Genomic DNA, 10,539 nt, shown 5'->3' with positions numbered 1-10,539 from the left:
TTCTAAATTATACATGCCTGAGGATCTCCACGATTTTGTTTTCTTTAGCAAAAACTTTGATCGTGCCTCAGGCACTTTAGTTCCCTTCTTAAGCGAAGCTCAGGTTAATTAGAAGACAATCAATTAAGCTGAATAATATTTTTCCAATTTTTCCTTACTTAATTGCGGCTGTAAATTAGTGTGCTGATAGGATTGGCTGAATACAACACCAAGTTCATTGTCACTCATATCTACCGCCCATGTTTGCAGTGATGACGCTTTATTTGAAGCGATGATATTATCGTGGATATCGTTACTCGCGGCAGCCATCATCACACTTTCTTTCCCATTTTCTTTATTATCTTCTTTTCCTTGCCAGGGCTTATGAATAACCATTAATTCCTGCACCGCCTCTAAAAAATGAGCCTTGAATGAATGTAACGCATAGCTATAGCGCACAATCGAATCGATGAAATTTTCCGGCTTGTATTCATATTCAAGAAGAATCTGACTTCCCATCGGCTGAGGAATTGGTAATGCTTTTTGCAGATTATCCAACCAATCATGTTCAACAATATAATTCCGGATTAATCCCTGTTCAGCTATTTCACGACCAGCTCCCGGTGACCATCCCATCCGTTTCAATGTCCAGTCTGAAACACCGGCAGAATTAAAAGTAACCGCAGGCTTTCCTGTTGTCAGAGCAGCCATTGATGCCAGCCCTCCCCCCATAGAGTGCCCGGTAAAAATAACATTCTCACCAAATGCTTTTAATGCTGATTTAGCCAAATCTACCGCCTGATTATATTGCGCTTCATTGTATCCAAGCCCCTGACGAATACTCGCCATAAAATCCTTTATTTCGTTTGAGCCGGTAAATGACACAATATATAACCCCTTATTTCGGTAAATCCCAGCCTGAAACCCTGTAGAGCTATCATCCAAGGTATCAGGGTCAATACCCGCTTTAATTAGCTCTTCATCTGATACGCGTACATAGTCACCAATGCCAAAACTATTTCGACGATAAACATCACGGGTGACTTGAGCCAGTGCATAATCAATAGATTTTGAATGTTTTCCTGCAATATCATTAGCTTTTAATTCAGGTGTATCCATAACTCTGTTTTGAGAAGACGTTATCAATGATTGATAGAGCGAATCAGCTTGTTTAGTATTTTCTGAACGGGAAGTTATCGCGGGAGAAAGTTGTTTATTTTTATCCAGAAGTGTACTGCCAGAGGAAATTGACTGAAGAGTTGCCTGATTTCCCTGTAAAGGGATAGCACCTAACTTACTCAATAAACTGATATTTGTCACCAAAGTCATAAAATACTCCTACCGATTTAAGTTAGACATAACAGACTGACCTAGATCATCTATCGGCAGAATGATTAACATTTTTATATCAATTTTAATTTTTATTTAACAATCGAATGTATTCATTTTATATAATCAATGAATTTCAATTTGCATCCAAGTAGTAAGGAAGCACCTTCTGAAGCATAAACAACTATAGTAGTTAGATGTGACTAAAGTGAGTAAATGCAGCCAACGAGGAGAATTACTTAAAAGAGGGGGGAGGTATAAGAACTTCTTAGATGAAAGCTTTCCCTATGCTAAGGGAATCGGTAAGCTTAACCCTATCTGGTAATCTTTTATTTAAAACGGAACTCGCTATGTCCGCTCCCCTTACATGGCATGATGTCATCGGCAATGAAAAAGCACAGCCTTACTTTACTGATACATTGACGTATGTCGCTAACGAACGTAAAGCAGGTAAAACCATTTATCCGCCACAACAGGATGTTTTCAACGCATTCCGCTATACCGAATTAGCTGATGTGAAAGTCGTGATCCTGGGACAAGACCCTTATCACGGCCCGAATCAGGCTCATGGCCTGGCTTTTTCAGTACAGCCGGGAATACCCGCACCACCTTCACTCGTTAATATGTACAAAGAACTGGAATCTGATATTGCAGGATTTCAGCGCCCCAATCACGGCTGCCTGCTTAGCTGGGCAAAACAAGGGGTTTTATTGCTGAATACAGTGTTAACGGTTGAACGGGGTAATGCTCACTCTCATGCAAATCTGGGTTGGGAGACTTTCACAGATAAGGTCATTGCAGCGATCAATGAACATCGGAGTGGTGTTATTTTCCTGCTCTGGGGTGCACATGCCCAGAAAAAAGGCCGAATTATTGATACACAGCGCCATCATGTCCTGAAAGCGCCACATCCTTCTCCTTTATCAGCTCATCGCGGTTTTCTGGGGTGCAAGCACTTCTCACAGGCTAACCAACTACTTGAATCCCAAGGATTGGCATCAATTGACTGGAACCCGGTACTTCCTGAATAGTTATTCCTGCAAAAATGCCGCCTAAAACGGCGGCATTAAATAATGGAAACTGTATTTCTTATTTAGAAACAGCAACCATTGCAGGACGCAGCAGACGCCCATTCAGAGTATAACCTTTCTGCATAACCAACATTACATGATTTGGCTCATGCTGATCAGACTCCATCATAGTCATCGCCTGATGTACTTCCGGATTGAAAGGAACATTGATATCACCAACAACTTCAATACCAAATTTACCCACTGCATCAATAAATGATTTCAGAGTTAATTCAATACCTTCAATCATTGGAACCAAAGTCTCATTGGCCCGATCTGCCGCTTCCAGAGCACGTTCCAGATTATCAATTACTGGCAGAAGCTCATTAGAAAATCTTTCCAGTGCAAATTTATGTGCTTTTTCTACATCCTGCTCAGCACGACGACGAATGTTGTCTACTTCAGCACGAGCACGCAGAATCGCATCACGTTCACGAGACTGAGCCTGTTTCAGCTCTTCTTCCAACTCGGCAACACGCGGGTCAACAATGCTTTCAGTCTCTGGCGCGTCTGCCTTTTCTGCATCCATTTGTTGCTCAAATACATTTTCTGTATTTTCTGAGACTTGCTCGTCAGGTACTTTTTGGTCTTTACTACTCATGAATATCTCCGCGTATTTTGTATTATATTCGCAACTCTCGCTTATTATGGGGATCAAAACGAGGGATTCAAGGGAACACATCATATTGTGAGGGCAAAACCATATGCTGCAGGAAATAACAGCAATGAATAATGAATTCAAATGCATCGGTATTGTCGGGCGTCCACGTCACCCTGAAGCACTGGCTACTCATGAAATGCTTTATTATTGGCTGGTATCTAAAGGTTATTGCGTCATTGTGGACAGACAAGTTGCAAAAGATATTAATTTAAAAGACGCTCAAACCGGAGGATTAACTGAAATCGGCAAAATCGCCGATTTAGTGATCGTAGTTGGCGGTGACGGTAACATGCTGGGAGCTGCCAGAGTCCTGTCCCGTTATGATATTAAAGTTATTGGCATTAACCGCGGTAATTTAGGCTTTCTGACGGATTTAGATCCGGATAACGCCCTACAACAACTTTCTGAGGTTCTCAATGGAGAATATCGGGACGAAAAACGATTTCTACTGGAAGCGCAGGTCACAAAAAAAGGCCAGAAACCGCGGCACAGTACAGCACTGAATGAAGTTGTCCTGCATCCGGGCAAAGTCGCCCATATGATCGATTTTGAGGTTTATATTGATGAACGTTTTGCCTTTTCGCAACGTTCAGATGGCCTCATTATAGCGACCCCAACAGGCTCTACCGCCTATTCTCTGTCAGCCGGCGGGCCAATACTGACACCGAATCTGGATGCTATCGTATTAGTACCGATGTTTCCACATACACTCTCTGCCCGTCCTCTTGTGGTCAGCAGCGAAAGTAGCATTCGTCTAAAATTTTCCCAAAACAGCAATGATTACGAAGTCAGTTGTGACAGCCAGATTGTACTACCGATTCAGGATGGTGAAGAAGTTATCATTAAGCGTAGTGAATATAACCTGCACTTAATCCATCCGAAAGATTATAATTATTTCAATACACTGAGTACCAAGTTAGGCTGGTCAAAAAAAATGTTCTAAAAAAAGATGCTTCCCTACTTTACTGTATAAAAAACCAGTTTATACTGTGCAAAAGAACAGACATGTTTTTATGCACAGGAACATGGACTTATATACAGAAACATTGTTTTAAGTATAGAAAAGGTAGGAGGAGCACGATGTTAGCTCAATTGACCATCAGTAATTTTGCCATTGTTCGCGAACTTGAAATCGATTTTCGCTCAGGAATGACGACCATCACCGGAGAAACCGGAGCAGGTAAATCAATCTCAATTGATGCGCTGGGTTTATGTCTCGGTAATCGTGGAGAAGCGAATATGGTTCGAGCTGGTGCTCCCCGTACTGACATCTGTGCCCGGTTTTCGCTGGCAGATACACCTTCTGCCCGTAAATGGCTAGAAACACACCAGCTTGATGGCAGTTTTGATGATGATAATGAGTGCCTGCTACGGCGTACTATTACCGCAGACGGGCGCTCCCGTGGTTTTATCAATGGTACCGCCGTCCCTCTTTCTCAGCTACGTGAATTAGGTTCACATCTGATTCAGATCCATGGTCAACATGCCCATCAGCTGCTTTTAGAAAACCGCCATCAAAGACATTTGCTGGATACTTACGCCGGTGAATTCACACTAAAAAATGAAATGAAGCAGGCATATCAGCAATGGAGGCAAAGCTGTCAGGCTCTTGCCCAATTCCAGCAGCAGGCTCTTGAGCGCCGTTCACGGCAACAGCTACTGGAATACCACCTGAAAGAACTGAATGAGCTGGCACCCCAATCTGGCGAATATCAGGAACAGGATAGCGAATATAAACGTCTGGCAAACTGCGGTCAGTTTTTGTCTGGCAGTCAGGATATCCTTCAGATTTTAAGTGACAATGATGAACAAAATATCGTTAGTCTGCTAAATTACGCACGAAATGAACTTACTGAACTCGCCAGCATGGATCATAAACTCAGCGGTTTACTGAATATGCTGGAAGAAGCCTCTATTCAAATCAGTGAAGTGAGTGATGAGCTACGTCATTACAGCGATCAACTGGAATTAGACCCTAATCGCCTGTTTGAGCTGGAACAAAAAATCTCACAGCAAATCAGTATCGCCCGTAAACATTATGTTTCTCCCGAAGAGCTACCAGCCTTACATCAACAACTGTTGGAAGAACAGCACCAGCTTTCACAGCAGGAAGATGATTGTGCTCACCTCAGTGAACTCGTCAGCGTACACTATCAACAAGCGCTCAGCGTTGCTGAAAAGCTCCACCAAATTCGCCAGCAATACGCTATCGAATTAAGTCAGCTTATCACCAACAGCATGCATCAACTTTCTATGCCTCACGGCCGATTCACCATTGATGTTATTTTCGAGCCTGAGCATTTAAATCTTGATGGCGCCAGTAAGGTAGAATTTAATGTCACAACTAACCCCGGACAACCTCACCAATCACTGGCAAAAGTGGCTTCAGGTGGTGAACTTTCCCGCATTGCTCTTGCGATTCAAGTGATTACAGCTAAAAAAATGGAAACGCCTGCACTAATCTTTGACGAAGTTGATGTTGGTATCAGTGGCCCGACAGCAATGATCGTAGGGCGGCTTCTCCGGGAATTGGGCGAATCAACTCAGGTTATGTGTGTTACGCATTTACCGCAGGTTGCAGGATGTGGTCATCAGCATTTTTACGTCAGTAAACAAACTGATGGAGAAGAAACAGAAACCCAAATGCAGCTGTTAGATAGAAAAGCTCGGTTGCAGGAGCTTGCCCGGCTTCTCGCAGGCAGTGAAGTGACAAAAAATACGCTGGCTAACGCGAAGGAACTTTTAGCCGCATAACTTACTACAACTTTTTTGTATAATTGAAGTCATATATTTTACCGATTTCAAAATTAAAGCTATAGGCAAATAGCATAGAGGTTTTCAAACTCTATAATGTTTATTATCATCGACAGCCTAACTCCTAAAGGAATGTGATTACTATGCGCTGTAAATTGTTGACTGCCGCAACTATATCTCTAGTTATGCTGACTGCGGGTTGCTCTATGTTTGAGCGAGTTATTTATCGTCCTGATATTAATCAGGGGAATTACCTGACACCGGATGCAGTATCAAAAATCCATAAAGGGATGACTCAACAGCAGGTTACTTACACTTTGGGAACACCTATGCTGACAGATCCGTTTGGTAGCCAGACATGGTATTACATATTCCGTCAGCAGCCCGGGCACGAGAAAGTAAAACAAGAAACATTAACACTCACATTTGATAGTAATGGCGTTTTAACCGATATCAAAAATGAGAAATCTTTGCCGAAAAATGGGTAAGGTTCGAGATTTTATTTACTCGCCAGTGAATTAATTTCTGGCGAGTAAATATCAATCAGATATCTACTGAGTACTATTTTTTGCGCGTTCTGCGCGTTTACGACGCATTTCTTTCGGATCAGCAATAAGAGGACGGTAAATTTCAACTCGATCCCCCTCTTCCAAAGTATCTGCCAATTTAGCCGGACGGCTATAAATGCCAATTTTATTCTTAGCCAAATCAATGTCGCTACGTAACTCTAAAAGCCCCGATGCCATAATTGCCTGTTCGACAGTGGCTCCCTGAGGCAATTTAACATTACGCAGATATTGCCGTTCTGGTAAAGCATAAATGACTTCAATATTGATTTCAGACACTATAAACCTCTCGCGCACGTTGGGTAAAAGCATGAACCATATTACCGGCCAGTTCCTTAAATACTTTACCAAAAGCGAGCTCAATCAACTTATTAGTGAATTCAAAATCGAGATGTAATTCAACCTTACAGGCATCTTCGCTAAGTGGAATGAAGTGCCATCCACCCATGAGTTTGCGGAAGGGACCATCAACCAACTGCATACTGATGCTTTGGTTGTCAGATAACGTATTCCGCGTTATAAACGTCTTACTGATCCCTGCCTTGGAGACATCAACAGAAGCCGTCATTTCATTACCATTACTGCTTATAACGCGGCTGCCGACACACCCCGGCAAAAAATCCGGGTAAGATTTCACATCATTGACCAATTTATACATTTGTTCCACGCTGTATGGAACTAACGCAGAGCGATTAATCTGTGGCATATCATTTCCTGTAAAACATAACAGCGCCGAATAATATCACTTTAATGTGGTTAAATAAAAACCTGATGATCTTTAGCGCAATAAATGTGCGGTTATCGCTAAATATCATGCAGAAGAGATTTCTTTCATTAGCGCTTACAGTATAATACAACGCATTATGACAAAGAAAAAAGCACACAAACCCGGTTCGGCAACAATTGCCATGAATAAGCGAGCTCGCCACGAATTCTTTATTGAAGAAGAATTCGAAGCTGGCTTATCGCTACAAGGTTGGGAAGTCAAATCACTACGCGCTGGCAAGGCAAACATCAGTGAAAGTTACGTTTTGCTTAAAAATGGTGATGCTTATCTTTTTGGTGCCACAATTACGCCATTAAATGTCGCCTCTTCCCATGTGGTCTGTGATCCTACACGGTCACGTAAACTATTACTTAACAAACGCGAACTTGATTCCCTATACGGTCGGATCAATCGTGAAGGTTATACTATCGTCGCCCTTTCCCTTTATTGGAAAAATGCTTGGTGTAAAATCAAAATCGGCGTTGCCAAAGGTAAAAAAGCGCACGATAAACGTTCAGATATTAAAGAACGTGAGTGGAAATTAGACAAAGCGCGAATTATGAAGAATGCTGGGCGTTAACCACTAGCATTATTGCTCAATATTCTGATATACTTGCGTTTAACATACTTGGGGCTGATTCTGGATTCGACGGGATTCGCGAAACCCAAGGTGCATGCCGAGGGGCGGTTGGCCTCGTAAAAAGCCGCAAAACAATAGTCGCAAACGACGAAAACTACGCACTGGCAGCTTAATAACCTGCGCAGAGCCCTCTCTCCCTAGCCTCCGCTCTTAGGACGGGGATCAAGAGAGGTCAAACCTAAAAGAGATCGCGTGGATGCCTTGCCTGGGGTTGAAGCGTTAAACCTAATCAGGCTAGTTTGTTAGTGGCGTGTCTGTCCGCAGCTGGCAAGCGAATGTAAAGATTAGACTAAGCATGTAGTACCGAGGACGTAGGAATTTCGGACGCGGGTTCAACTCCCGCCAGCTCCACCAAATAAAACAAGGGGTTACACGAAAGTGTAGCCCTTTTTGTTTGTCCAGTGGCGGCAAAATGGCGATAGAAATTTTTAGCTAGCCTATTTAAAATAGACTGTGTCAGCTCAGCCGAAGAAGCAATCAAAGTTATCGAAACGGCTCAGGCAATCAGAGTCGTACACGCAGAAGAAGATAACTCACCAAAACAATGAATTTCAGTTTCCCTTCTGCCACAAAGCCGCATCAATCCTGAACTATTGAACATGGCGCGCCTTCCTCCGTGATCCACTTACCCCACGTAAAATATAATTTTCCTTTTAATATCATTGCCTTGATATTTTCTCCGCGATCCGCTTTTGATCCAAAAACTGAAATTCCCTGAAAATCTTTTCACTCCTTTCAGTTTGGGATTTTTCCCACACTGCCAGTTATGGTGCACTCTGGCGATTCCCTTTGTATAGCAAAATCATATTAATATGACATAATACCTGGATTCACATGACAAAGGATAAAATGAGATGGGCTACAGTCTGGATTTTCGAAAGCGAGTATTGGCATACAAAGAAAAGTATTCGTTGACATTCGAACAAACGAGTAACCATTTTGATATTTCTATGCGCACCTTATTTCGGTGGTGTCACAAAATAGAACCTTGTGTGACACGGAATAAGCCGCCCACGAAAATCAGTGATGAGGCGCTTCTCACCGATGTCCAAAATTATCCCGATGATTATCAATGGGAAAGAGCAAAACGCCTGGGTGTTGCGCAATCTGCTATCCACTACGCCTTGAAACGGCTGAAAATAACGGTCAAAAAAAACACTAAGGCACCCCAACGCTGACGCTCAGGCTCGTCAGGCTTTTATCGAACGTATCGGCCACTATGAGCAAGCGGGGAAACCGATTGTTTATCTGGATGAAAGCGGTTTTGCCCAGTCTATGCCCCGCACACACGGCTATTCGGCGAAAGGGCGGCGCTGCTTCGGGACACACGACTGGCAGGCCAAAGGCCGCATCAATGTCATTGGTGCGATCCTCAAAAAGACCTTCGTGACCTTAAGCTTATTTTCGGGAAGCATTAATGCGGATGTCTTTCACGCCTGGACGACACAAGATTTGCTGCCCAAGCTCCCAAGCGGCGCCGTGATTGTCATGGATAATGCCTCATTCCATAAACGGCATGACACGATAAAAACGATAGCAGACCACGGTTGCCTGTTGGAATGGCTACCCCCTTACAGCCCGGATTTGAATCCCATCGAACCGAAATGGGCTGAAGTCAAAGCGATAAGAAGGCGAGAAAGGTGTTCAATTGACGAGCTGTTTATGGAACACGTGAAATATGTCTAATTATTATGATTTAGCTATAGGATTTGAAAACTGAAATAATTTTTTGATCCAAAACGTGCAGGCGGGTGCGGTGTAGTGCGTTTTACGTCAGGTTGACGTTTATTTCGTGGAAATTGTGCAGCGTGAGCGCGACACAATAACGCAGATCCAAATGAACCGTAGTGAGGAGTAAATTAAGGGGTGAATGGTGCTGTGTGCGTTTGGCGGCGTTTTATTGAGGGGATAAAAATAAACCCCGCCGAAGCAGGGTTACTTGACTGAAACAGAAAAATCAATTGGTGAGGTTGATTTCGCCGTTTCTATTTTGGCGAGACGTTTTATTGTTCGTGCAGTGGCGGAGTAAGCCGCCTCGGTCATGAGCCACCTCAGCCATAGCGCGATATCTCAAAGCCAACATCGTAACTCTACGTGTTATCACATCCAATAGCAATCCTTTACATTTGTAAAAAGCACCAGACAGATAAGCCGCTGTTACCCAATCACAGGCGAATACTTCTGTTTCAGCCCATCGGATTTATGGGCGGTGCCTCGGATGGCGCTGGCGTTCTGAGGTGTGCCGGTGTTGTGATGGGTATGGGCAGCGGTCAGTTCCGCCAGTTCTTTCACCACATCCAGTGTGTCTAACATCAACGTCATCACGTTAATTTGCGGGCTGCCCACCCAGACGACAGGTGCGACGATTTCTTGTTTAACGCCCGCAATGCTCTGTTTCAGCAGGCCGATTTTCTCTATCAGTGTTTGGCCCACGTCGATAGTGGCATTTTTCCCCACACTGGCGAGGTAGTGACTGGATGTGGCCAGACTGTAATCCCCTTCCGCCACCTGCTGAACAGCCCCCGCCAGCAGGGTGGATGTGCCTAGTACTACAGCCGTAATGGCTGTGGAATAAGAGGGGTATCCCGGCGCCGATAATGACATTGTTGTGCGCGGTACTGATGTCGTCGTCGCCAGTTTGACCAAAATAAAATCTGTTCGACGGTTTCTCTGGTCTTTTTCATCAGTTTTGACAGCAGGTTACGCAGTTCCGATATGCTCAGGGCTATCAGTCCCTGCGGTGTTTTTTTTCTCCTGTATCCGCAAAACTGCCA

The 10,539-nt window shown here is 43.6% G+C and carries 12 protein-coding genes, 1 other RNA gene and 1 pseudogene; 8 read left to right on the top strand and 6 right to left on the bottom strand.

The window, feature by feature from the left end; all coding sequences use genetic code 11:
* Positions 1-123: 123 nt before the first annotated feature.
* Positions 124-1,308 (bottom strand): alpha/beta hydrolase, encoded by a 1,185-nt coding sequence (locus tag AACS92_RS17655; RefSeq protein ID WP_099111877.1) that lies wholly within the window; start codon positions 1,306-1,308, stop codon positions 124-126.
* Positions 1,309-1,658: 350 nt separating this feature from the next.
* Between AACS92_RS17655 and ung the strand changes: the two genes are divergently transcribed.
* Positions 1,659-2,339: a uracil-DNA glycosylase gene (ung, locus tag AACS92_RS17650; RefSeq protein ID WP_099111876.1), complete on the top strand. Its 681-nt coding sequence runs from the start codon at positions 1,659-1,661 to the stop codon at positions 2,337-2,339.
* Between the two features lie 58 nt (positions 2,340-2,397).
* Here the strand turns inward: ung and grpE are convergent, their stop codons facing one another.
* Complete coding sequence (gene grpE, locus AACS92_RS17645; RefSeq protein ID WP_099111875.1) at positions 2,398-2,979, bottom strand: nucleotide exchange factor GrpE; 582 nt, start codon at positions 2,977-2,979, stop codon at positions 2,398-2,400.
* 124 nt (positions 2,980-3,103) lie between these two features.
* On the opposite strand from grpE, the gene nadK reads away from it, so the two are divergent.
* The 3 genes from nadK to bamE all read left to right on the top strand — a co-directional run bounded on the left by nadK (position 3,104) and on the right by bamE (position 6,281).
* Positions 3,104-3,982, top strand: coding sequence for an NAD(+) kinase (nadK, locus tag AACS92_RS17640; RefSeq protein WP_141554516.1), 879 nt, complete (start codon positions 3,104-3,106; stop codon positions 3,980-3,982).
* Between the two features lie 137 nt (positions 3,983-4,119).
* Positions 4,120-5,793, top strand: coding sequence for a DNA repair protein RecN (recN, locus tag AACS92_RS17635; RefSeq protein ID WP_099111873.1), 1,674 nt, complete (start codon positions 4,120-4,122; stop codon positions 5,791-5,793).
* 143 nt (positions 5,794-5,936) lie between these two features.
* Complete coding sequence (gene bamE, locus AACS92_RS17630; RefSeq protein WP_099111872.1) at positions 5,937-6,281, top strand: outer membrane protein assembly factor BamE; 345 nt, start codon at positions 5,937-5,939, stop codon at positions 6,279-6,281.
* A 63-nt stretch (positions 6,282-6,344) separates the two neighbouring features.
* On the opposite strand, the gene AACS92_RS17625 is transcribed toward bamE, so the two are convergent.
* Complete coding sequence (locus AACS92_RS17625) at positions 6,345-6,638, bottom strand: RnfH family protein (RefSeq protein ID WP_099111871.1); 294 nt, start codon at positions 6,636-6,638, stop codon at positions 6,345-6,347.
* Complete coding sequence (locus tag AACS92_RS17620; RefSeq protein ID WP_099111870.1) at positions 6,631-7,065, bottom strand: type II toxin-antitoxin system RatA family toxin; 435 nt, start codon at positions 7,063-7,065, stop codon at positions 6,631-6,633. Before AACS92_RS17620 ends, AACS92_RS17625 begins: the two co-directional genes overlap by 8 nt.
* A 157-nt stretch (positions 7,066-7,222) precedes the next feature.
* Here AACS92_RS17620 and smpB point away from each other — a divergent pair, with 157 nt between their 5' ends.
* The 4 genes from smpB to AACS92_RS17600 all read left to right on the top strand — a co-directional run bounded on the left by smpB (position 7,223) and on the right by AACS92_RS17600 (position 9,451).
* Complete coding sequence (smpB, locus tag AACS92_RS17615) at positions 7,223-7,705, top strand: SsrA-binding protein SmpB (protein WP_099111869.1); 483 nt, start codon at positions 7,223-7,225, stop codon at positions 7,703-7,705.
* Positions 7,706-7,755: 50 nt separating this feature from the next.
* Positions 7,756-8,119, top strand: a transfer-messenger RNA (tmRNA) gene (ssrA, locus tag AACS92_RS17610).
* 500 nt (positions 8,120-8,619) lie between these two features.
* Entirely contained in the window at positions 8,620-8,943 is a 324-nt protein-coding gene (locus AACS92_RS17605) for an IS630 transposase-related protein (RefSeq protein WP_099111868.1), read from the top strand.
* 22 nt (positions 8,944-8,965) lie between these two features.
* Entirely contained in the window at positions 8,966-9,451 is a 486-nt protein-coding gene (locus tag AACS92_RS17600) for an IS630 family transposase (RefSeq protein WP_339373558.1), read from the top strand.
* Positions 9,452-9,922: 471 nt separating this feature from the next.
* Here AACS92_RS17600 and AACS92_RS17595 read toward each other — a convergent pair whose 3' ends face one another.
* Both AACS92_RS17595 and AACS92_RS17590 read right to left on the bottom strand, forming a co-directional pair.
* Positions 9,923-10,273 carry a hypothetical protein gene (locus AACS92_RS17595; RefSeq protein ID WP_369800405.1) on the bottom strand — a complete coding sequence of 117 codons (351 nt, stop codon included), beginning with the start codon at positions 10,271-10,273 and terminating at the stop codon, positions 9,923-9,925.
* Positions 10,274-10,314: 41 nt separating this feature from the next.
* Positions 10,315-10,539: pseudogene (locus AACS92_RS17590) on the bottom strand (hypothetical protein); the annotation flags it as partial.

Origin of the sequence: Xenorhabdus sp. KJ12.1 (genome assembly GCF_963876495.1) — a bacterium.
Lineage (GTDB): Bacteria > Pseudomonadota > Gammaproteobacteria > Enterobacterales > Enterobacteriaceae > Xenorhabdus > Xenorhabdus stockiae.
This window is presented reverse-complemented; position numbering and strand designations above follow the sequence as displayed.

What these genes read in the sequence shown, in the direction of transcription:
- AACS92_RS17655 (WP_099111877.1), bottom strand. Translation starts at nt 1,308, where the DNA reads ATGACTTTGGTGACAAATATCAGTTTATTGAGTAAGTTAGGTGCTATC.
- ung (WP_099111876.1), top strand. Translation starts at nt 1,659, where the DNA reads ATGTCCGCTCCCCTTACATGGCATGATGTCATCGGCAATGAAAAAGCA.
- grpE (WP_099111875.1), bottom strand. Translation starts at nt 2,979, where the DNA reads ATGAGTAGTAAAGACCAAAAAGTACCTGACGAGCAAGTCTCAGAAAAT.
- nadK (WP_141554516.1), top strand. Translation starts at nt 3,104, where the DNA reads ATGAATAATGAATTCAAATGCATCGGTATTGTCGGGCGTCCACGTCAC.
- recN (WP_099111873.1), top strand. Translation starts at nt 4,120, where the DNA reads ATGTTAGCTCAATTGACCATCAGTAATTTTGCCATTGTTCGCGAACTT.
- bamE (WP_099111872.1), top strand. Translation starts at nt 5,937, where the DNA reads ATGCGCTGTAAATTGTTGACTGCCGCAACTATATCTCTAGTTATGCTG.
- AACS92_RS17620 (WP_099111870.1), bottom strand. Translation starts at nt 7,065, where the DNA reads ATGCCACAGATTAATCGCTCTGCGTTAGTTCCATACAGCGTGGAACAA.
- smpB (WP_099111869.1), top strand. Translation starts at nt 7,223, where the DNA reads ATGACAAAGAAAAAAGCACACAAACCCGGTTCGGCAACAATTGCCATG.
- AACS92_RS17605 (WP_099111868.1), top strand. Translation starts at nt 8,620, where the DNA reads ATGGGCTACAGTCTGGATTTTCGAAAGCGAGTATTGGCATACAAAGAA.